Genomic DNA, 21854 nt, shown 5'->3' with positions numbered 1-21854 from the left:
ATGACAGGAGGTGGGATGATACATGCAGCGCAGCGGCGACTGGCATTGCTAAAGACGCTGAGCCTGTTGGGCGTGGTGCTTACGGCGGTGGTGATCCTGCTGGGCGCCTGGACGCGACTGGTGGATGCCGGGTTGGGCTGTCCGGACTGGCCGGGGTGCTATGGCGCCCTGGTGGTGCCTGACGAGGCACGGGCGCTGGCCCACAGCCCGGAATCGCCCCTGGAGAGCGCCAAGGCCTGGATGGAGATGATCCATCGCTACGTGGCCTCCGCCCTGGGGCTGCTGGTGATCGCCCTGCTGGTGCTGGGCCGACCACTGCGGCGCCGTGCCGACTATCCCTGGCGGGTCAGCCTGGGACTGCTGGCGCTGATTCTGCTGCAGGGGGCGTTCGGCGCCTTCACGGTCACCCTGAGACTCTGGCCCCAGGTGGTCACTCTGCACCTGCTGGGAGGGCTCGGCGTGATGATGGTGTTCCTGTGGCTGCACCTGCGTGTGCGTCGTTGTGCCAGTGGCAACCTGACCCCTGGCGGCGTGGCTCCGCCGCGCCGCGCGCTGACGCCGCTCTGGGGGGTGGCCGCCATGCTGCTGGTGGGGCAGTTGGCGCTGGGTGGCTGGGTCTCGAGCAACTACGCCGGCATCGCCTGCCTGGGCTTCCCCTCCTGCAACGGCGAGTGGTCACCCAGCCTGGACTGGAGCGAGGGCTTCCACCTGACCCAGAGCGTCGGCCCCAACTACCTGCATGGCCAGTTGCATGCCGAAGCGCGCAGCGCCATCCAGGTGGGTCACCGCTTGGGCGCGCTGGCGCTGGGGGCCGCCATTCTTGCGCTGGTGATCTGCTGTTGGCGTGAGAGGGCGATGCGCCCGTGGCTCACGGCCCTGAGCCTGGCTTACGGGGTGCAGTTCTTGCTGGGGGTGGCCAATGTCCTGCTCTGGCTTCCCCTGTGGCTGGCACTGTTGCACACCGCAGGCGCCGTGGCGCTGGTGCTGGCTCTGGCGCTGGCGGCCTGGCGATGGCGTTGCCTGACGCCGTGCTCGCCCACTACACAACGAATATCGCGACAGAAGAAGGAGTGGCTCCATGTCTGAGGCGCCGACGACCGAGATCCGCGTCACCGAACTCTCGTCCCCGGCACTGGGCGAGTGGGGGTGGCGAGACCTGGTGATCCTGTGCAAGCCGCGAGTGGTGCTGGTGATGCTGGTGTGTGCCCTGGTGGGCATGGCGCTGGCGCGGCCGATGCTGCCGTCGCTCGCGGTCGTGCTGTTCGGCCTGGTCGGGATCGGCCTGACCGCTTGCGGAGCGGCGGCCTTCAATCATGTGGTCGACCGGCGACTCGATGCCATGATGCTGCGTACCTCGCGTCGTCCGCTGGCGTCGCGTCGCATGCCTGGCAGCATCGCCCTGGGCTGGGCCTCGTTGCTCTCGCTGGCCGGCCTCGGCCTGCTGATGTGGCAGGTCAACGCCCTGACCGCCTGGCTGACCCTGGGGTCGCTGATCGGCTACGCCCTGGTCTATACCACCTTCCTCAAGCATGCCACGCCCCAGAATATCGTGATCGGCGGTCTGGCTGGGGCCGCGCCGCCGCTGCTGGGCTGGACGGCGGTCACCGGGCAGGTGGACCCCGAGCCGCTGCTGCTGGTGTTGATCATCTTTGCCTGGACGCCGCCGCACTTCTGGGCGTTGGCACTGCACAAGCGCGATGAATATGCCCGAGCCGGGGTGCCGATGCTGCCGGTCACCCATGGCGAGGCCTTTACTCGGCTGCAGGTGTGGCTCTACGGCTGGTTGACCGTGGCGGTGACCCTGCTGCCCTTCGTCATCGGCATGAGCGGCGCGCTCTACCTGGTTGGGGTGATGGCGCTCAATGTGCGTTTCATGGTGTGGAACTACCGGGTATGGCGGGGGCAGGATCCCAGGGCGCCCCTGGCCGCCTTCTGGTTCTCGATCCGCTATATCCTGGGGCTGTTCGGCGTGTTGCTGCTGGACCACTACGCCCAGGCCTGGGCGCTGTGGATGGCACCGGTGATTCAGTAGCGGGCGCCATTGACTCACGCAACGACACGGGCCCGGCAGATGCCGGGCCCGTGTCGTTGGAGGGTGCGGCATCACCAGAAGAGCAGGATCAGTCCGTAGGCCATCAGCGTCACCAGCACGCTGCTGATCAGGTTGAGGGCGAAGCCGGCCCGGATCATCGACTGAATCTTCATATGGCCGGTGCCGAAGACAATGGCGTTGGGAGGTGTGGCCACCGGCATCATGAACGCGCAACTGGCGGCGATGGCGGCCGGCACCGTGATCAGCAGCGGCGAGATCTCCAGCGACAGCGCCAGGGCGCCCAGCAGCGGCAGGAAAGCGGCGGCGGTGGCGGTGTTGGAGGTCACCTCGGTCAGGAAGATGATCACCAGCACCACGATACCAATCATGGCCAGTAGCGGCAGGCTGCCGAAGAGGCCCAACTGGTTGGCGATCCATTCCGCCAGGCCGGTGCGGGTGATGGTGCCGGCCAGGGCCAGGCCGCCACCGAACAGCAGCAAGATGCCCCAGGGGACCTTCTGGGCGTCCTCCCAGACCAGCAGTCGCTCGCCGCCTCGGCCCCCGCTGGGGGTCAGGAAGAGGGCGATGCCGACGGTGATGGCGATGCCGGTGTCGGTCAACCAGGGCAGGCCAACGTCATTGAGCAGCGGGCGTGCCATCCACGCCAGGGCAGCCAGGGTGAAGAACGTGGCGACCCGGCGCTCCGCCGGAGACATGCGGCCGACATGCTCCAGTTCGGCGTGGAGCATGTCGGCGCTTTGATCGGCCGCAGTGAGGGCGAAGTCGCGCCGAGTCAGCCACCACCAGGCCGCCGCCATCATGGCGATGCTGATCGGCAGGCCCACGGCCATCCACTGGGCGAAGCCCAGGTCGATGCCGCGGTCCTCGGCCAGGTAGCCGGCCAGCAGTGCATTGGGCGGCGTGCCGATCAGGGTGGCTACGCCACCGATGCTGGCCGAGTAGGCGATGGCCAGCAGCAGGGCGGTGGCGTAGCGACGCAGCTCCTGGGGGTCGCTGTCGCCGAGCAGGCTGATCACCGACATGCCGATGGGCAACATCATGATCGCCGTGGCGGTGTTGGAGACCCACATGCTGAGGAAGCCGGTGGCAACCATGAAACCGGCGATCTGCCGCCGCGGTTGGTGGCCCACCAGTATCAGCACGTGCAGGGCGAGGCGGCGATGCAATTCCCAGCGCTGCATGGCGATGCCGAGCAGGAAGCCGCCCAGGAAGAGGTAGATGATGGGATTGGCGTAGCTGCCGGTGGCTTCACCCATGCTGCCCAGCCCCAGGGCCGGCACCAGCACCATGGGCAGCAGGGAGGTGGCGGGAATCGGGATGGCCTCGGTGGACCACCAGGTGGCCATCAACAGCGCCATGCCGACACAGGACCAGGCCGCCGATGACATCTCCGCCGGTGGCGGCAGCAGCAGGGTGGCCAGCAGCAGGGCGGGACCGAGCCACAGGCCGACCCTGGTGGCGATAGAAGGAACTGCCGGCGTGTCGGGAGAGGGAGGGTGGTCAGGCATGGTGGACTCCATCGATCAGGTGGATGCAAGGGAAAGAGGGCCGCGCATTATACTTAAGTAGGCCGCTATGCGTCAGCGTTGCGGTCCACTCCCACGCCGGGACGGTTCGGGCGAGCGTTGGGGTGATGGCGCACAAGCGGGTAGAATCGATAGCTCATTTCCTGTGCTACCACGGTGATCCCCGATGAGTACCACCACTGCCCTGATCCTTGCCGGCCTAGCCCTGGTAATCATCGCCGGCCTTGGCGCCTATGCCTTTACCCTGTGGCGCGAGGTGCGTCGGCGCAAGGCCAACCAGCAGGAGGAGCTGAACCGCGCCCATCAGAACTGCCTGGAGAATCTCGAGCTGGTGGCCGCTGCGCTGCTTCAGGAGCAGGTCGATATCACCGAGGGCGCCTGGCGCTGCAAGGTATTGCTGGAGATACTCGACTCGCGTCTGCTGGAGCGCGAGAGCTTCCGCCCCTTCGGCGAAGTACATGCCCTGACCCGGCACCTCCACACCCACGAGGCGCGCCAGGCGCTCAGCCCCAAGGAGCGCCTCAAGGAGGACAAGGAGCGCCTCGCCGTCGAGGAGGAGCATCGCCATGCCGTCACCGAGGCGGCGCGGGCGGTGCTGGTCTTTCGGCGCGACTGGCCGGCGAGCCTGCATTGATCACTCGCTGCGATCGAGCTGTTTATCGAACGCTGTGCGATTTCGCCGCGATTCTGCTAATCTAGCGGCGTGCGATTGAAAGATCTGCCGGGCTACTGCAAGCTTGGCAGCGTGTCGAGGCCAGTGAATATTCTCATGAAGTCGCTGAGTCACGGCATGGATGTTGCGGCGTAGATCGCAACACCCGATCGTCGGGATCATCTGGGAGGCGGTAAGCGGTTGCCTGCCCTGGAGCGATAAAAGAAAAGAGAAGGAGTTTCATATGAAGAAGTCCACGACTGGCTTGCTGCTCGGTTCTGCTCTGGTGGTCGGCCTCTCCGGCTGTGCCACCCCCAATACTACCCCCTCATCCGACAAGCCCTGGTATCAGCAGCCGATTACCTGCGGTATTGCTGGTGCTCTGATCGGTGGCGGGATCGGTTATGCCACCAGCGGTGAGTCCGATGAAGAAACCGGCGGCGTTGTCGGTGCCGGCGTTGGCTCAGCAGCAGGTGCCCTGCTGTGTGCCGATCGTACCCCGGAGCCGGTGGCCGAGCCCGAGCCGATGCCCGAGCCGGAACCCGAGCCCGAGCCCTTCGAGCCGGTGACCCTGTCCAGTGATGTCACCTTCGCCTTCGACTCTGCCGAGCTGCGCCCCGGTGCCGAGTATGAGCTGAACGAAGTGGCCTCTACCCTGAACAACAACCCCGAGGTTCTCGTGACCATCGCCGGTCATACCGATGCGGTGGGTTCCAACGAGTACAACCTGAAACTGTCCCAGGAGCGTGCCGATTCCGTGGCCAGCTTCCTGATGAGCCAGGGTGTCGCCGCTGATCGCATGCGCACCGTGGGTTATGGCGAGGAGCGTCCGGTCGCCACCAACGAGACCGACGAAGGCCGTGCCATGAACCGTCGTGTGGAGATCATGAGCCAGTAAGTTCGGTTCAATCTCAAGCGAACTCCCTGAGTTCGCGAGGCAGGGGCGCCTTCGGGCGCCCCTGCTGCGTCTGGCTTGCTGCGTCTGGACTGTGGCGCCCGACCTGGCGCTTTGCTATCGTAGCGCGTCATCCGGCACGGACCGACACCGTCTCGCCTGGCGCCCGCCGCGCCTCTGGCGATGGTCGGGCGCCGGCTGACAGTTCGCTTCCACTCTTCGTTCACTGCGACATGTGGTCTTTCGTATGGGCCACCACTGCGCGAAAGGACCCCTTCATGCCCATCGTGACCCTGCCCGACGGCAGCCAGAGACGCTTCGACGAACCGCTTACCGTGATGCAGTTGGCCGAGGATATCGGCCCCGGACTCGCCAAGGCCTGCGTGGCTGGCAAGATCAATGGCGTACCGGTCGATGCCGCCGACGTCATCGAACATGATGCCGAGGTGGCCATCCTCACCGCCAAGGATCCCGAGGGGCTGGAGGTGGTACGCCACTCCTGCGCTCACCTGATCGGTCATGCCGTGAAGCAGCTCTATCCCGAGGCGAAGATGGCCATTGGCCCGGTCATCGAGGATGGCTTCTACTACGATATCGACTTCGGTCGGTCGGCGACCCCCGAGGACCTGGAAGCCATCGAGAAGCGCATGAAGGAGCTGATCGACAAGGACTACAACGTGGTCCGTGAATATGTCGGTCGCGACCAGGCGATGCTGACCTTCCAGCAGCGCGATGAGCCCTACAAGCAGGAGATCATCCGCGAGATACCGGAGGGCGAGAGCATCCGCCTCTACCATCACGAAGAGTACATCGACATGTGCCGGGGCCCCCATGTGCCCAATACCCGGCAACTGAAGGCATTCAAGCTCACCAAGCTGGCCGGTGCCTACTGGCGCGGCGATGCTGCCAAGCCCATGCTGACCCGTATCTACGGTACCGCCTGGCCCGACAAGAAGCAGCTCAAGGCCTACCTCAAGCGTCTCGAGGAGGCGGAGAAGCGCGATCACCGCAAGCTGGCGCGCAAGATGGACCTCTTCCACCTTCAGGAGGAGGCGCCGGGCATGGTGTTCTGGCACCCCAATGGCTGGACCATGTACCAGGCACTCGAACAGTACATGCGCCGGGTCCAGATCGAGAACGGCTACCAGGAGATCAAGACGCCCCAGGTGGTGGATCTCTCGCTGTGGAAGAAGTCCGGCCACTGGGGGCACTACAGTGAGCTGATGTTCACTACCGAGTCGGAGAAGCGCGACTACGCCATCAAGCCCATGAACTGCCCCTGTCATGTGCAGGTGTTCAATCAGGGGCTCAAGAGCTACCGTGACCTGCCGCTGCGCCTGGCGGAGTTCGGCAGCTGTCACCGCAACGAGCCCTCCGGTTCATTGCATGGGCTGATGCGGGTGCGCGGCTTCACCCAGGATGATGCGCATATCTTCTGCAGCGAGAAGCAGATCCAGGCTGAGGCCGAGGCGTTCATCGCCTTGACTCTCAAGGTCTATCGCGACCTTGGCTTCGACGATGTGGAGCTCAAGCTGTCGACGCGCCCCGATGATTTCATGGGCGAGCCGGAGCTGTGGGACCGCGCCGAAGCGGGCCTCGAGGCGGCGTTGAACGCCACCGGCCTGGAGTGGGAGCTGCAGCCCGGCGAGGGGGCCTTCTACGGACCCAAGATCGAGTTCTCCCTGCGCGACTGCCTCAATCGCGTCTGGCAGTGCGGCACCCTGCAGCTCGACTTCAACCTGCCGGGCCGCCTCGGTGCTCAGTTCGTCGACGAGGACGGCGCGCGCAAGACACCGGTGATGCTGCACCGTGCGATTCTCGGCTCCTTCGAGCGCTTCCTGGGTATCCTGATCGAGCACTACGCCGGTGCCATGCCGCTGTGGCTGGCGCCACAGCAGGCGGCGATCCTCAATATCACCGATTCCCAGCGGGAATTCGCGCTGAACCTGGAGCGTCGTCTGCAGAAATTCGGCTTGCGCGTCAAGGCGGACTTGAGGAATGAGAAGATCGGCTTTAAAATCCGCGAGCATACCTTGCAGAAAGTTCCCTATCTCCTGGTGGTGGGAGATAAGGAAGTCGAAGCCGATTCGGTTGCCCTGCGTACGCGCAGCGGTGAAGACCTTGGCACCATGACTGTCGATGAACTCATGGCGCGCCTCGGCAACGAACTCGGTGAGAGACATTCGTCAATTGCCTAAGGAGACGGAACATCAAGCGTAGCAACCAACGTGGACGCCCTCAGGATAAGCGTCCACCCATGAACGAGCGTATTACCGAGGATCAGGTTCGCCTGATCGGCAGCGACGGCGAGCAGCTGGGCATCGTGCCCACCAGCGAGGCGCTGGAGCGTGCCGAAGCCGACGGTATGGATCTCGTGCAGATTTCCAATGCCGATCCGATCGTGTGCAAGATCATGGATTACGGCAAGTTCGTCTTCGAGCAGAAGAAGCAGAAGGCAGCTCAGAAGAAGAAGACGAAGCAGATTCAGGTCAAGGAAGTCAAGTTCCGGCCTGGCACCGATGAGGGCGACTATCAGGTCAAGATGAAAAACCTGACGCGTTTCCTCGAAGGCGGTGACAAGGGCAAGGTCACCCTGCGTTTTCGCGGTCGTGAGATGGCACACCAGGACATCGGTCGCAAGCTGATGGAGCGGATTGCCGCCGACCTCGAGGAGCTCGGGACCGTGGAGTCCTTCCCCAAGATGGAAGGTCGCCAGATGATCATGATCATTGCCCCGAAGAAGAAGCAGTAAGCGGTACCAGCAGTACCAAAAGAAGTGATCCGATGGCCGGTCAAACGGGCGGGAGGCGTCAGCGTTTCGCGTCGGCCACGGGTTTTCTGAAGAACATCGAGCGGAGTTATTCTCATGCCGAAGATAAAGAGCAACAGCGGCGCTGCCAAGCGCTTCAAGAAGACGGCCAACGGCTTCAAGCACAAGCAGTCGTTCCGTAGCCACATCCTGACCAAGAAGTCCACCAAGCGTAAGCGTCATCTGCGTGGCATGAAGCAGATCCACGACGCGGACAAGGCGCTCATCCAGCGGATGCTGCCCAACCTGTAACCCTTGGTAGGTCCCATTTTCGTCAGGAGTAAGTTATGACTCGTGTCAAGCGTGGCGTTGTCGCCCGTCGTCGTCACAAGAAGATTCTCAAGCAGGCCAAGGGTTACTACGGTGCCCGCAGTCGTGTCTTTCGCGTCGCCAAGCAGGCGGTCATCAAGGCCGGCCAGTACGCCTATCGCGACCGTCGTCAGCGCAAGCGCCAGTTCCGCGCCCTGTGGATCCAGCGCATCAACGCCGGCGCACGCCAGTACGGCCTCTCTTACAGCCGTTTCGTTGGCGGCCTGAAGAAGGCCGGCATCGAGATTGACCGCAAGGTCCTGGCGGACCTGGCCGTCAACGAGAAGGCAGCCTTCGCTGCCATCGTCGAGAAGGCCAAGGCTGCCCAGTAAGAGATAGCGTCATTTCTGGCTCTCCGGTTTCACCCGGAGAGTCGCAGACGTCGCAGGGGAAGAGCAGCCGCTCTTCCCCTGTTTTTTTAGCCCTGTGTTTTACGTATCGAATTCGGAGCGCAACGGATGGACCACCTTCCCAACCTGGTCACCGAGGCCCGCCAGGCGATCCAGGCCTGCGGCAGCATCGCGTCCCTGGAAGAGCTGCGCGTGCGCTACCTCGGCAAGAAGGGCGAGATCACCGCGCTGCTCAAGGGGCTGGGCAAACTGCCCCCCGCCGAGCGCCCGGCCGCCGGCGAGCGCATCAACGAGGCCAAGCAGGCCCTGAACGGCGAGCTCGAGTCACGCAAGGCGAGCCTCGAGAAGGCTGCCCTCGAGGCGCGCCTCACGGCCGAGAGGCTCGACGTCACGCTGCCTGGCAGGGGGCAGCTCAGCGGTGGGCTCCACCCGGTGACTCGCACCCTGGAGCGTATCGAGGGGCTGTTCACGCGTATCGGCTATGACGTGGCGGTCGGTCCGGAGATCGAGGACGACTACCACAACTTCGAGGCCCTCAACATTCCCGCCCACCATCCGGCGCGGGGCATGGCCGATACCTTCTACTTCGATGCCACCCGGTTGCTGCGCACCCACACCTCGCCGGTACAGGTGCGGACCATGAAAGAGGGCAGGCTGCCGATCCGTATCGTGTGCCCGGGGCGGGTCTATCGCAGCGACTCGGATCTCACCCACACGCCCATGTTCCACCAGGTGGAGGGGCTGCTGGTGGATGAGGACGTGAGCTTCGCCGACCTCAAGGGCACCATCGAGGACTTTCTGCACGCCTTCTTCGAGCGTGACGACCTCTCGGTGCGCTTCCGTCCCTCCTATTTCCCTTTCACCGAGCCGTCCGCCGAGGTCGATATCCAGTGCGTGATGTGCGGCGGCGACGGTTGCCGCGTGTGCGGGCAGAGCGGCTGGCTCGAGGTGATGGGCTGCGGCATGGTCCACCCCGAGGTGTTCCGCCACTCCGGCATCGACAGCGAGCGCTATACCGGCTTCGCCTTTGGCATGGGGGCCGAGCGCCTGGCGATGTTGCGCTACGGGGTCAATGACCTGCGGCTGTTCTTCGACAACGACCTGCGCTTCCTGCGCCAGTTCGCCTGATCGTCCACCGGATAAGCAGAACACAGCGATAGGATTTGCCATGAAATTTTCCGAACAGTGGCTGCGCGAGTGGGTCTCGCCTCAGCTCGGAACCCAGGCCCTGGCCGACCAGATCACCATGGCCGGCCTCGAGGTGGACGCCGTGGAGCCGGTTGCCGCGGCCTTCGAGGGGGTGGTGGTGGCCGAGGTGGTGGATAAGGCGCAGCACCCGGATGCTGACAAGCTCAGCGTATGCCGGGTCGACGACGGCAGCGGCGAGCCGGTGCAGGTGGTGTGTGGCGCACCCAACGTGGCGGTGGGCCAGAAGGTGGCCTTCGCCCGGGTGGGCGCCGTGCTGCCCGATGATGCCAAGGCGTCGGGTTTCAAGATCAAGAAGGCCAAGCTGCGGGGCCAGGAGTCCCGTGGCATGATCTGCTCCGCCTCGGAGCTGGGCCTGGAGGAGGAGACCTCCCCGGGTATCCTGGAGCTTCCCGCTGGCGCGCCGACAGGCGAGGACTTCCGCGCCTGGATGGGCCTCGACGACCACACCATCGAGGTGGATCTGACCCCCAATCGCGGTGACTGCCTGAGCCTCAAGGGCCTGGCGCGGGAGGTCGGCGTGCTCAACCGCCTGGTGGTGCAGGAGCCCGCCTGCGAGGCGGTCGCCCCGTCCCATGCTGACAGCTTTCCGGTGCGGGTCGAGGATGCCGAGCGTTGTCCGCGCTATATCGGACGCCTGATCACGGGGGTCGATGTCACCGTCGAGACGCCGTTGTGGATGGTGGAGCGCCTGCGTCGCGGTGGGGTTCGCAGCATCGACCCAGTGGTGGATATCACCAACTATGTCATGCTCGAGCTGGGCCAGCCGTTGCACGCCTTCGACCGCGCGAACCTGCAGGGTGCGGTGATCGTGCGCCTGGCCCGGGAAGGGGAGCAACTGGTGCTGCTCGATGGCCAGGACGTCAGCCTGGACGCCTCGACCCTGGTGATTGCCGACGAACGTGGCCCGTTGGCCATTGCCGGCGTCATGGGGGGCGAGCACTCCGGGGTCAACGAGACGACCCGAGATATCTTCCTGGAGTCGGCCTTCTTCACCCCCCTGGCGGTAGCCGGCCAGGCACGCACCTATGGTCTGCATACCGACGCCTCCCATCGCTTCGAGCGCGGCGTCGATCCGCGGCTGGCTCGCGAGGCCGCCGAGCGTGCCACGGCCTTGCTACTGGAGATCGTGGGGGGGGAGGCCGGCCCCCTGGTGGAGGTGGCAAGCGAAGCTCATCTGCCGGAGGCCCGCCGCGTCGTCCTGCGCAGTGCACGCCTCGAACAGGCGCTGGGCAAGGCGCTTGCCGGCGCCGAGGTCGGCGAGATTCTCGAGCGCCTGGGCATGCGGGTCGAGACCACCGAGTCGGGCTGGCGCGTCGAGGTTCCCAGCTGGCGGTTCGATATTGCCATCGAGGAGGATCTGATCGAGGAGGTGGCCCGCATCCACGGTTACAACCGCCTTCCCGTGCGCCGTCCCCAGGCGCGGCTGGGCCTGCGCCTGGACCATGAGGCACGCACACCCCTGGCCAGGCTGCGCCGCCAGATGGTGGCCCGAGGTTACCAGGAAGCCGTGACCTATAGCTTCGTGGCGCCCGAGCTGCAGAAGACCCTGCTGCCCGAGGCGGTATCGCCGGTGCTGGCCAACCCCATTTCCGCAGATCTCTCGGTGATGCGCGCCAGCCTCTTTCCGGGGCTGGTGCGGGCGCTGCAACATAACCTCAATCGTCAGCAGAGCCGAGTGCGGCTGTTCGAGAGCGGCCTGGTCTTCCGCGGCGAGCTCGATGGGCTGGCGCAGATCCCGATGCTCGGTGCCCTGGCCTGCGGCTCCCGCGAGCCGGAAGGCTGGGCGGGCAGCCGTGAATCGGTGGACTTCTTCGATCTCAAGGGCGATCTCGAGAGCCTGCTGGCCATGGGGGGCGACGCCGAGGCGTGGCGCTTCGAACCCGCCGAGCATCCCTCGCTCCACCCGGGGCAGTGCGCCCGTATCCTGCATCGTGGCGAGGAGGCCGGCTGGATCGGCACCCTGCATCCTGCGGTACGCGCCCAGCTGGGGCTCAAGGCGGAGGCAGTGCTCTTCGAAGTGCGCCTCGATGCCTTGACCCTCGGTCGTGTGCCGGCCTTCATGCCGCTGTCGCGCTTTCCCGAGGTGCGCCGCGACCTGGCCTTCCTGGTCGACGAGGAGCTGCCGGTGCAGGCACTGCTGGATACCCTGCGCGCGCAGGCCGGCGAATGGCTGACCGAGTGCCGGCTGTTTGACGTCTATCAGGGTAAGGGCGTGGCGGAAGGTCGCAAGAGCGTCGCCCTGGGCTTGACCTGGCAGCATCCTTCGCGCACGCTTAATGACGAGGAAATCAATAAGTTGGTCGATGCCATCGTCAATGAGTCCCGCCAGCATCTGGGTGCCGAGCTACGCGGTTAGAGGCTGCGCGTTGCGGGATGAGGCAGGCTGGTATCGGCCACCTATCGGACCCGGGTTGGCCGGGATGGGCCTAGAGGGAGAGTGACGATGGGCGCACTGACCAAGGCGGAGCTGGCCGAACACCTGCATGCCGAGCTCGGCCTCTCCAAGCGGGAGGCCAAGTCAATGGTGGAGGCCTTCTTCGATGAGATCCGCGGCTGCCTGCGCGAGAACGAACAGGTCAAGCTGTCCGGGTTCGGCAACTTCGACCTGCGTGACAAGCGCGAGCGGCCCGGTCGCAACCCCAAGACGGGGGAGGAGATCCCCATCTCCGCTCGGCGCGTGGTGACCTTCCGCCCCGGCCAGAAGCTCAAGAGCCAGGTGGAAGGCTACCGCGGCGAGCATCACTGAGCCGGCAAGCCTCCGCCGTGACACGCGCAAGGGCCACTCTCCCACGAGGGTGGCCCTTTGCGTGGGCGGTGCATATGGTGGCGGGCTGCGCTAGACGGCGCCACCGTTCTCCAGCACCCAGGTGATGACCACCTTGAGCACATAGCCGAGCATGCCGGCGCCCAACACCACGAACAGCATTAGCGTGCCGAAGCGCCCGGCATTGGACTTCTTCGCCAGGTCCCAGATGATGAAGCACATGAACACGATCAGCCCGCCGATCATCAGTGGGGTGATCCACGCCTCGAAGGTCTGCTGCATGCTATCTCCGCCAGGGGGTAAAAGCCCACCATTCTAGTGGGTTATTCCTCCTCGCTGCAGCGTGGCGCCTGCGACGAAATGCCACGCTCTTGATCCAGGTCCAGGCGTGGCGAGCGGCTGGGCGAGGTGGATGCGAGGCGGCGCAGAGACATGTTATTATTCGCGTATATTTCTCAGGTAAATCCGTGACATGCCCATGCTGAAGATCTTCGTTGGCACCATGTATGGCGGCGCGCTGGACGTTGCCGAGCAGGTCAAGCCGCTGTTCGAGGAGGCCGGTCATGAGGTCGCCATCCTCGAGAACCCGACCCTGGGCGACCTCGACGCCGCGACGACCGACCTGGCGCTGTTCTGTGTCTCCACCACTGGCAACGGCGACTACCCTGGCACCTTCGCGCCCTTCGCCAACTCCATCGCCGAGAAGAGCCCCGGCCTCGGCTGGTTGCGCTACGGGTTGATCGCCCTGGGCGACAGCTCCTATGGCGAGACCTTCTGCGGTGCTGGCCGCCAGCTCGATGAGCTGCTCGCGGGGCAGGGCGCCCAGCGGCTGGGCGAGCGCCTGGAAGTCGATGCCATGGAGACCTTCATGGCCGACGATGCCGCGCTTCCCTGGGTGGAGGAGTGGATCGAGTCGCAGCGGCTGAAGGTTGCCTAAGATGGGGCCCCAGCCGACGCCGGAGCGGCTCAGCCTGTTGCTGGGCCTCGCCCTGCTGATGCTTGCTACCCTGCCGCGCTACCTGGTAGGGGGGCACGAGAACCGCCTCAACCTGATTCTGATAGCGCTGGCGGTAGTGGGCGTGGTGGGCATGCTGCAGTGGCGCCTGCTGACCGCCGCGCAACGGGCTCGGCTGCCTCGCCTGGTGGGGCGCCTGGGGCTCTGCCTGGTGGCTGGTCTGGCCGGCATGGGGGGCTGGCACGCCCTGTTCAGCGATTTCATCGGCTGGGAGTTGCTGATTGCCCATGGCGCCACCCTGGGACTGCTGCTGCACGCCCTGTCACTGTGGGTAAGGGCGCCGCGTTAAGCCAGCCATCGGCTGCCAGCCCCAAGGAGCAAGCGACAAGGAAACCCCTTGGCTTGCTCCTTGTGTTAGTGAGCCCTGTTGTGTATTGCAGCTTGCCCCTTATCCCAGCGTATAGCAGGGCTCGTAGTTACCGGAGAGCTTCATCCGACCCTGAACGACGAAGGAGTCGAGCAGTTCGTCCAGGCGCGCCATCAGCTCCGGTTCGGCGTTGAGCCGGAAGGGGCCGTGGGCCTTGATCGCCCGGATGCCGTACTCCTTGACGTTGCCGGCGACGATTCCGGAGAAGGCGCGGCGCAGGTTGGCCGCCAGTTCATGCACCGGCTGGTCGCGATCGAGCGTCAGGCCTGCCATGGCCTGGTGGGTCGGCTCGAAGGGGGCCTGGAAGGGGCGGTCGATGGTCAGCCGCCAGTTGAAGTAGAAGGCATCCTGGCGTGCGCGACGGTACTCGGCCACCTCGTCGATCCCCTTGCGCATGGTGCGCGCCACCTCGGTGGGGTCGTCGATGATGATGCGGTAGCGACGACGCGCCTGGTCGCCGAGGGTATAGGCCAGGAACTCGTCGATGCGCCGGAAGTACGCGGCACTGCTGGAGGGGCCGGTGAAGATCACCGGCAGCGCCATGTCGGCGTTGTCGGGGTGCAGCAGGATCCCCAGCAGGTAGAGGATCTCCTCGGCGGTGCCCACGCCGCCGGGGAAGACGATGATGCCGTGGCCGAGGCGCACGAAGGCCTCCAGGCGCTTCTCGATGTCGGGCATCACCACCAGCTCGTTGACGATGGGGTTGGGCGCCTCGGCGGCGATGATGCCGGGCTCCGAGACCCCCAGGTAGCGGCCCTGGTGGCGACGCTGCTTGGCATGGGCGACGTTGGCCCCCTTCATCGGCCCCTTCATGGCACCGGGGCCGCAGCCGGTGCAGATGTCCAGCTCGCGCAGCCCCAGGTGGTAGCCTACATCCTTGCTGTAGTCGTACTCTTCACGGGAGATCGAGTGCCCGCCCCAGCACACCACCAGGCTGGGGTCGACACCCGGCTTCAGGGTGCCGGCCTTGCGCAGGATATGGAACACCGCATTGGTGGTGCCCTCGCCGGTGGTCAGGTCGAAACGCTGGTGGCCCTGGATCTCGTTGTAGACATAGACGATGTCGCGCAGCACCGCGGAGAGATGCTCGCGGATGCCGCGGATCATCCTGCCGTCGACGAAGGCCTCGGCCGGGGCGTTGGTGAGCTTCAGGCGGATGCCGCGATCCTGGGGAATCACCTCGATGTCGAAGTCGGAATAGGCCTCCAGCAGCGCCAGGCCGTCGTCGGTGGGTGAGCCGCAGTTGAGCACCGCCAAGGCGCAGCAGCGCAACAGGTCGTGCAGGCCGGCCTGGGACGTGTCGTGAAGGCGTGCCACCTCGTGCTGGGAGAGGATCTCGAGGCTGCCTTCCGGCGAGATGGTGGTGGAGATGGTGTCGGGCATGCGGGCGTCCTTGTCGTGCGGGAAAGTGCCCCTCGATGCTATCACGCCGGGTGCGGGGGCAGTGATAGAATCGAGGCTCCCCCCGCCGTGTGATCCGCCATGTTCAATGCGCTCTACTTTCGTACCTTCATCACCCTGGTCGAGACCGGCAGCTTCACCCAGACCGCGCATCGGCTGGAGATGACCCAGCCCGGGGTCAGCCAGCATGTACGCAAGCTGGAGCGCTATCTCGACAAGTCCCTGCTGGAGCGACACGGTCGACGCTTCACCCTCACCGAGGCGGGCCGTCGGGCGTATGACTACGCCCTCAAGTTGTTCGCCGAGCACGAGCAGTTCCGTCACTCGCTGGACGCCGACTCCACCTATTCGGGCGACTGTCGGCTGGCCTCGCCGGGCAGCGTCGGCACCATGCTCTACCCCTTCCTGCTCGGCCAGCAGCAGATGTATCCGGGGCTGACGGTGAGCTACAGCTTCGCCTTCAATCAGGAGATCTCCCAGGATGTTCTGGCGGGGCGCTATGACCTGGGCATCGTCACCGAGCCCATGCGACATCCCGACCTGGAAGTGACCCCCTGGCATCGCGAACCGCTGTGCCTGGTGGTGCCGGCGGACTTTACCGGTACCGGCCTGGCCGATCTGATGGGGATCGGCTTCATCAGCTACTTCGACGGCCTGAATCATGCCAGTGCGCTGCTGCGTGGCAACTTCCCCCGGGAGTTTCGCTCCATGAGCCACTTTCGCCGCCAGGGCTTCACCAACGAGGTAGGCATGGTGCTGGATGCCGTGGCCCGTGGCCTGGGCTTCACGGTGGTATCACGGCCGGTGCTGGAGACCTCGCCCTGGCAGCGTCAGGTCAAGGCGCTAGAGCTGCCCGTGGCCGTTCACGAGACGTTGTATCATGTGACCCGGGCGGGCAGTGAGATGCCGCGGCGCTACGTGCGCCTGCTGGAGGACTTCCGCGAGCAGCGACGCATGGCACAGCACGGCTACGGCGACCCAACCGAGGTGGGAGCCTCGCTCTAGCGTCGCCTATCCAACAGTGCCTGCCCCCGAACGCGACAGGGCCCCGCCGTGGCGGGGCCCTGTCATATCGTGCGTGCGCAGGGACGGGCGTCAGTCACGATACGCGTCGATGCTCGGGCAGGAGCAGATCAGCTGGCGGTCGCCGAAGACGTTGTCGACGCGATTGACCGCCGGCCAGTACTTGGCTGCCTTGACCGCCTCGCTGGGGAAGGCGCCGAGCTCGCGGGAGTAGGGGCGCTCCCAGGCCTCGTCCATGAGGTCGGCCATGGTGTGCGGTGCCCTGACCAGCGGGTTATTGTCGGCGGGCCACTCGCCGGCCTCCACGCGGGCGATCTCCTGGCGGATACTGATCATGGCGTCGCAGAAGCGGTCGATCTCGTAGCGCGACTCCGATTCGGTGGGTTCGATCATCAGCGTGCCGGGCACCGGGAAGGACATGGTAGGGGCGTGGAAGCCATAGTCTATCAGGCGCTTGGCGATATCCTCCTCGCTGATGCCCGAGGCCGCCTTGAGCGGACGAATATCGATGATGCATTCGTGGGCCACGGTGCCGTTCTCGCCCTTGTAGAGCACCGGGTAGTGCTCGCCCAGGCGCTTGGCAATGTAGTTGGCGTTGAGGATGGCAAGCTCGGTGGCCTCGCGCAGACCGCGGGCGCCCATCATCTTGATATAGGCCCAGGAGATCGGCAGGATCGAGGCGCTGCCGAAGGCCGCCGCCGCCACGGCGCCGCACTCGGCATTGACGCCGTCGATAGGGGTGACCACGTGGTTGGAGACGAAGGGAGCCAGGTGCGCCTTGACGCCGATCGGCCCCATGCCCGGGCCGCCGCCACCATGGGGAATGCAGAACGTCTTGTGCAGGTTGAGGTGGCTGACGTCGCCGCCGAAGTCGCCGGGACGCGAGAGGCCTACCTGGGCGTTCATGTTGGCGCCATCGACGTAGACCTGGCCGCCGAGGGCGTGGACGATCTCGCACACCTCGCGCACCCCGGCTTCGAAGACGCCGTGGGTGGAGGGGTAGGTGATCATGATCGCCGAGAGGGCATCGCCGTGCTTCTCGGCCTTGGCGCGCAGGTCATCGACGTCGATATTGCCGTCGGCGTCGCACTCTACCACCACGACCTCCATGCCCACCATGGCCGCCGAGGCGGGGTTGGTGCCGTGGGCGGAGCTGGGAATCAGGCAGATATTGCGATGCCCCTCGCCGATGGAGGCCTGGTAGCGGCGAATGGCGACCAGCCCGGCGTACTCGCCCTGGGCACCGGAGTTGGGCTGCATGGAGATATGGTCGTAACCGGTGATCTCCACCAGGAATGCCGAGAGCTCGCCGATCATCTGCCGGTAGCCGGCGACCTGGTCGCGGGGCACGAAGGGGTGTACCTCGGCGAATTCCGGCCAGGTGATCGGGATCATCTCGCTGGTGGCGTTGAGCTTCATGGTGCATGAGCCCAGCGGAATCATGGCGTGGGCCAGCGACAGGTCCTTGTTCTCCAGGCGCTTGAGGTAGCGCAGCATCTCGGTTTCGCTGCGGTAACGCGTGAAGGTGGGGTGGGTCAGGAAGTCGCTGTCGCGACGGCAGGCCGCGGGGATGCCGCTCGCCCCTTCGGCCACTGCGCGTTCGTCCAGTTCGCGCACCGAGAGACCGTGCTCCTCATCGAGCAGCACGTCGAACAGCGTGTCGAGGTCGTGGGCGGTGGTGGTCTCGTCGAGACTGACGCCGATGTCGCCGTCGTCGAAGTAGCGCAGATTGATCTGGTGGGTCAGGGCGCGACCGTAGACCTTGCCGGCATCCAGGCCGGTCAGGCGCAGGGTGTCGAACCAGCTGTCATGGGCCAGGGCAACGCCCTTGTCACGCAGGCCCAGCGCCAGGATGGTGGTCAAGCGATGGATGCGGCCGGCGATGGTGCGCAGCCCTTCGGCGCCGTGGTAGACGGCGTAGAAGCCAGCGATGTTGGCCAGCAGCGCCTGGGCGGTGCAGATGTTGGAGGTGGCCTTCTCGCGACGGATGTGCTGCTCGCGGGTCTGCATCGCCATGCGCAGGGCCTGGCCGTCACGGCTGTCCTTCGAGACGCCGATGATGCGGCCCGGGATCGAACGCTTGAGCTTGTCGGTGGTGGCGAAGAAGGCGGCATGCGGACCACCGAAGCCCATCGGCACGCCGAAACGCTGGGTGGAGCCGACCACGATGTCGGCGCCCAGCGCGCCGGGCTCCTTGAGCAGCACCAGCCCCATGATGTCGGCGGCCACGCAGGTCATGATGCCGCGCTGCCGGGCGGTCTCGATCAGCGGGGCGAGGTCACGCACCTGGCCACTCTCGCCGGGGTACTGGAGCAGGGCGCCGAAGGCGTCGACCTCGGCGAGCTGTTCCGCCGGTGCCACCACCAGCTCGAAGCCGAAGTAGGCGGCACGGGTGCGTACCACGTCCAGGGTCTGGGCCAGCACATCATCGGCGACGAAGAAGACCTCGCTCTTGGTCTTCTTGTTGGCGCGCCGGCACAACGCCATGGCCTCGGCGGCAGCGGTGGCCTCGTCGAGCAGGGAGGCGTTGGCCAGCTCCATGCCGGTCAGGTCCATGACCACCTGCTGGAAGTTGAGCAATCCCTCCAGGCGTCCCTGGGAGATCTCGGGCTGGTAGGGCGTATAGGCGGTATACCAGCCGGGATTTTCCAGCACGTTACGCTGGATCACCGTGGGCAGGTGGGTGCCGTGGTAGCCCTGGCCCAGATAGCTCTTGAAGGGACGGTTCTGAGCGGCCAGGCGCTTCAGGTAGTCGAGCGCCTCGGCCTCGCTCTTGGGCGGGTCGAGGTCGAGCTCACGGCCCAACCGGATATCGGCGGGCACGGTGCGTTCGATCAGGGTGTCCAGGCTTGCCATGTCGAGCTCGGCGAGCATGGATGCCACCTCCTGCTCGCGGGGGCCGTTGTGGCGTTGGATGAAGGCATCATGAGCGGCCAGGTCGGCCAGGCGGCGGTTGTCGAGAGCCATGTAACACCCTGTCGATGAAAATGGGGCCGGCTGCCAAGGGAGCGGCACGGCGGATCGTCGGAACCCCGACCCACGGGTCGGGGCCATCCAGATAGTCGCAGCAGGTTCAGTCGTCGGCGCTGGCCACGGCCTCGTAGCCGTCGGCGTCCAGCAGGTTGTCGAGGTGCGTCGCATCCTCGAGGCGCACCTTCATGATCCAGCCATCCTCATAGGGTGACTCGTTCAGCGTCTCGGGGGCATCTTCCAGGGCCTCGTTGACGGCGATGACCTCGCCGGCTACCGGCGCGTAGAGGTCGGAGGCGGCCTTGACCGACTCGACAACGCCGAACTCTTCCTTCAGCTCGAGGCTGCGGCCGACTTCGGGCAGTTCGACGAACACCACGTCGCCCAGCGACTCCTGGGCGTGGTCGCTGATACCGATGGTCACGGTGCCGTCGCCGTTGTCGAGGACCCACTCGTGGCTTTCGGCGTAGCGCAGATTGGCAGGAATAGAGCTCATCGAAATTTCCTATAAGAAAAGTTTTTCCAGGTAGGGCGAATGCTACCGCCATTGGCAGCGTTTGGCGAGTCCCACGCCGTTCGCCGGACTCGCAGGGCGGGGGCTCACCATTCAGGGTGGCTCGTCGCGGCGCATCCGTCCAGCCTGGATGACCCGGCGGCGAGGGCTAAAGCTGCCGTCCAGCAGGCTCGCCGGGGTGAGGCGGACAGCCCGATTCTGTCTCCTGCGAAGACGGATACGCCCAGGCGACGCCGAGCGCCTGCCGGTCTATCCTGACAAGCGCTACGCTGCGCGAGTGAGACTACAGGTTTCTGATCGGAAACTCTTGCCTGATATGGGGCCGCCGGTGTTGAATCTACGTCGTTCGTGTGGGTGGTGTCATGGCCGTAGAATCCGCTATCTTACGCGGGCTTGTGCTGTGGTTTGCGCGCCAGGAAGGCCGTATCCCGGTGGATCATATGCTTTAAGTGGCATCGGCTCTGGCGGCATCGGGCCCTGGGGCCACGGGTTGGGAGCGTTGAACCGCGGCACACAACAATAATTGCTTAGGGAGATTCACGTGGAAACCTTGAACAGTATCTTCGGCGCCGTCAACGGCGTGGTGTGGGGGCCGCTGATGCTCATCCTGTTGCTCGGGGTGGGGATCTATCTTCAGGCCGGGCTCAAGCTGATGCCGATCCGCAAGCTTGGCACGGGCTTCAGCCTGATGTGGCAAGGGCGCGATCGCAAGCTGGAGCCCGGCGAGACGAAGGCCAAGGAGCAGGAGGGGGAGATCTCGCCCTTCAACGCCCTGATGACGGCTCTCTCCGCCACCATCGGCACCGGTAACATCGCCGGTGTGGCCACCGCCATCGCCCTGGGGGGGCCCGGCGCGGTGTTCTGGATGTGGATCACCGCCCTGGTCGGCATGGCCACCAAGTTCTCCGAGGCCGTGCTCGCGGTGCGCTATCGCGAGACCGACAGCACCGGCTACCATGTCGGCGGCCCGATGTTCTACATCAAGAACGGCCTGGGACGTAAGTGGCTGTGGCTCGCCGGCGCCTTCGCCTTCTTCGGTGCGGTGGCCGCCTTCGGCATCGGTAACACCGTGCAGTCCAACTCCGTGGCGGACGCGCTGGACTCCACCTTCGGCCTGCCGCACTGGATCACCGGGGTGGTGATCATGGTGCTGGCCGGCGCGGTGATCCTGGGCGGCATCAAGCGCATCGCCAAGGTGGCGGGCAAGCTGGTGCCGATCATGGGCATCCTCTATGTGCTCGCCGGCCTGACCGTATTGGTCGTCAACGCCGATCAGATCGGCGGCGCCTTCGGCATGATCTTCTACTATGCCTTCAATCCCCATGCCGCCATGGGTGGCTTCGCGGGTGCGGCAGTGATGGCCGCCATCCGCTTCGGCGTGGCCCGCGGGGTGTTCTCCAACGAGGCGGGCCTGGGCAGTGCGCCCATCGCCCATGCCGCCGCCCAGACCAAGAGCCCGGTTCGCCAGGGTCTGATCGCCATGCTGGGCACCTTCATCGATACCATCATCGTCTGCTCCATCACCGCCCTGGTGATCCTGACGGCGGGCGTCTGGGAGACCGGTGAAGCCGGTGCCTCGCTGACGGCGCTCTCCTTCGATGAGGCGTTGCCGGGCATGGGCAACCAGATCGTGTCGCTGGCGCTGGCGGTGTTTGCCTTCACTACCATCCTGGGCTGGTCCTTCTACGGCGAGAAGTGCTTCCAGTTCCTGTTCGGCACGCGCTCGATCATGCTCTACCGGGTGCTGTTCGTCCTGGCGATCCCGCTGGGAGCTATGGCGCAGCTGGGCTTCATCTGGCTGATGGCCGATACCTTCAACGCCATGATGGCCATTCCCAACCTGATCGCCCTGGCGCTGCTGTCGCCGGTGGTGTTCAAGCTGGCGCGCGCCTACTTCAATGGCGAAGAAGTACTGCCGGGCGAGGAGCTGGATCACGACAAGTCGTGACGTTCCGCTAGGCATGCTGTCAGCAGAGAGGCGCCCCGCGGGGCGCCTC

General features: G+C 65.4%; 20 protein-coding genes. 15 read left to right on the top strand and 5 right to left on the bottom strand.

Annotation, left to right across the window (positions count from 1 at the left end):
• The first annotated feature begins 15 nt into the window (after nt 1-15).
• Together NFH66_RS09060 and cyoE are read left to right on the top strand one after the other, a co-directional pair.
• A complete protein-coding gene (locus tag NFH66_RS09060; RefSeq protein WP_349610001.1) occupies nt 16-1086 on the top strand; it encodes a COX15/CtaA family protein in 1071 nt (356 codons plus the stop codon).
• A complete protein-coding gene (gene cyoE / locus NFH66_RS09055; protein ID WP_349610000.1) occupies nt 1079-2032 on the top strand; it encodes a heme o synthase in 954 nt (317 codons plus the stop codon). The genes NFH66_RS09060 and cyoE overlap by 8 nt, the downstream gene beginning before the upstream one ends.
• 71 nt (nt 2033-2103) lie before the next feature.
• On the opposite strand, the gene NFH66_RS09050 is transcribed toward cyoE, so the two are convergent.
• Nucleotides 2104-3561, bottom strand: a complete 1458-nt coding sequence (locus tag NFH66_RS09050) for an SLC13 family permease (protein ID WP_349609999.1) — start codon at nt 3559-3561, stop codon at nt 2104-2106.
• A gap of 184 nt (nt 3562-3745) precedes the next feature.
• Between NFH66_RS09050 and NFH66_RS09045 the strand changes: the two genes are divergently transcribed.
• The 9 genes from NFH66_RS09045 (at nt 3746) to NFH66_RS09005 (ending at nt 12549) form a co-directional block, all read left to right on the top strand.
• Nucleotides 3746-4213: a DUF2489 domain-containing protein gene (locus tag NFH66_RS09045; RefSeq protein WP_349609998.1), complete on the top strand. Its 468-nt coding sequence runs from the start codon at nt 3746-3748 to the stop codon at nt 4211-4213.
• Between the two features lie 262 nt (nt 4214-4475).
• Complete coding sequence (locus tag NFH66_RS09040) at nt 4476-5129, top strand: OmpA family protein (protein WP_349609996.1); 654 nt, start codon at nt 4476-4478, stop codon at nt 5127-5129.
• A 275-nt stretch (nt 5130-5404) separates the two neighbouring features.
• The gene (gene thrS, locus NFH66_RS09035) at nt 5405-7324 is read left to right on the top strand and encodes a threonine--tRNA ligase (RefSeq protein ID WP_349609995.1); all 1920 of its coding nucleotides are present in this window, start codon (nt 5405-5407) and stop codon (nt 7322-7324) included.
• A gap of 11 nt (nt 7325-7335) precedes the next feature.
• Nucleotides 7336-7878 (top strand): translation initiation factor IF-3, encoded by a 543-nt coding sequence (infC, locus tag NFH66_RS09030; protein WP_349611693.1) that lies wholly within the window; start codon nt 7336-7338, stop codon nt 7876-7878.
• Nucleotides 7879-7992: 114 nt separating this feature from the next.
• Entirely contained in the window at nt 7993-8187 is a 195-nt protein-coding gene (rpmI, locus tag NFH66_RS09025; protein WP_023006837.1) for a 50S ribosomal protein L35, read from the top strand.
• A 35-nt stretch (nt 8188-8222) separates the two neighbouring features.
• Nucleotides 8223-8576 (top strand): 50S ribosomal protein L20, encoded by a 354-nt coding sequence (gene rplT, locus NFH66_RS09020; protein ID WP_349609994.1) that lies wholly within the window; start codon nt 8223-8225, stop codon nt 8574-8576.
• Between the two features lie 126 nt (nt 8577-8702).
• The gene (pheS, locus tag NFH66_RS09015) at nt 8703-9722 is read left to right on the top strand and encodes a phenylalanine--tRNA ligase subunit alpha (protein WP_349609993.1); all 1020 of its coding nucleotides are present in this window, start codon (nt 8703-8705) and stop codon (nt 9720-9722) included.
• 40 nt (nt 9723-9762) lie between these two features.
• Nucleotides 9763-12159 (top strand): phenylalanine--tRNA ligase subunit beta, encoded by a 2397-nt coding sequence (gene pheT / locus NFH66_RS09010; RefSeq protein WP_349609992.1) that lies wholly within the window; start codon nt 9763-9765, stop codon nt 12157-12159.
• A gap of 87 nt (nt 12160-12246) precedes the next feature.
• On the top strand, nt 12247-12549 hold the full coding sequence (locus tag NFH66_RS09005) for an integration host factor subunit alpha (RefSeq protein ID WP_349609991.1): 303 nt from the start codon (nt 12247-12249) through the stop codon (nt 12547-12549).
• Between the two features lie 90 nt (nt 12550-12639).
• On the opposite strand, the gene NFH66_RS09000 is transcribed toward NFH66_RS09005, so the two are convergent.
• Nucleotides 12640-12849, bottom strand: a complete 210-nt coding sequence (locus NFH66_RS09000) for a DUF2788 domain-containing protein (protein ID WP_349609990.1) — start codon at nt 12847-12849, stop codon at nt 12640-12642.
• Between the two features lie 190 nt (nt 12850-13039).
• Between NFH66_RS09000 and NFH66_RS08995 the strand changes: the two genes are divergently transcribed.
• Nucleotides 13040-13504 carry a flavodoxin domain-containing protein gene (locus NFH66_RS08995; RefSeq protein WP_349609989.1) on the top strand — a complete coding sequence of 155 codons (465 nt, stop codon included), beginning with the start codon at nt 13040-13042 and terminating at the stop codon, nt 13502-13504.
• A gap of 1 nt (nt 13505) precedes the next feature.
• Nucleotides 13506-13871 carry a hypothetical protein gene (locus tag NFH66_RS08990; RefSeq protein ID WP_349609988.1) on the top strand — a complete coding sequence of 122 codons (366 nt, stop codon included), beginning with the start codon at nt 13506-13508 and terminating at the stop codon, nt 13869-13871.
• Nucleotides 13872-13970: 99 nt separating this feature from the next.
• On the opposite strand, the gene ppnN is transcribed toward NFH66_RS08990, so the two are convergent.
• Nucleotides 13971-15332 carry a nucleotide 5'-monophosphate nucleosidase PpnN gene (gene ppnN, locus NFH66_RS08985; RefSeq protein WP_349609987.1) on the bottom strand — a complete coding sequence of 454 codons (1362 nt, stop codon included), beginning with the start codon at nt 15330-15332 and terminating at the stop codon, nt 13971-13973.
• 99 nt (nt 15333-15431) lie between these two features.
• On the opposite strand from ppnN, the gene NFH66_RS08980 reads away from it, so the two are divergent.
• Nucleotides 15432-16355, top strand: coding sequence for a LysR family transcriptional regulator (locus NFH66_RS08980; RefSeq protein ID WP_349609986.1), 924 nt, complete (start codon nt 15432-15434; stop codon nt 16353-16355).
• 90 nt (nt 16356-16445) lie between these two features.
• Here the strand turns inward: NFH66_RS08980 and gcvP are convergent, their stop codons facing one another.
• Together gcvP and gcvH are read right to left on the bottom strand one after the other, a co-directional pair.
• On the bottom strand, nt 16446-19340 hold the full coding sequence (gcvP, locus tag NFH66_RS08975; RefSeq protein WP_349609985.1) for an aminomethyl-transferring glycine dehydrogenase: 2895 nt from the start codon (nt 19338-19340) through the stop codon (nt 16446-16448).
• 106 nt (nt 19341-19446) lie between these two features.
• Nucleotides 19447-19839 (bottom strand): glycine cleavage system protein GcvH, encoded by a 393-nt coding sequence (gcvH, locus tag NFH66_RS08970; protein ID WP_349609984.1) that lies wholly within the window; start codon nt 19837-19839, stop codon nt 19447-19449.
• 559 nt (nt 19840-20398) lie between these two features.
• On the opposite strand from gcvH, the gene NFH66_RS08965 reads away from it, so the two are divergent.
• Entirely contained in the window at nt 20399-21805 is a 1407-nt protein-coding gene (locus tag NFH66_RS08965; RefSeq protein WP_349609983.1) for an alanine/glycine:cation symporter family protein, read from the top strand.
• The last annotated feature ends 49 nt before the right edge of the window (nt 21806-21854 follow it).

The sequence above is a fragment of the Halomonas sp. H10-9-1 genome, from assembly GCF_040147005.1.
Lineage (GTDB): Bacteria > Pseudomonadota > Gammaproteobacteria > Pseudomonadales > Halomonadaceae > Halomonas.
This window is presented reverse-complemented; position numbering and strand designations above follow the sequence as displayed.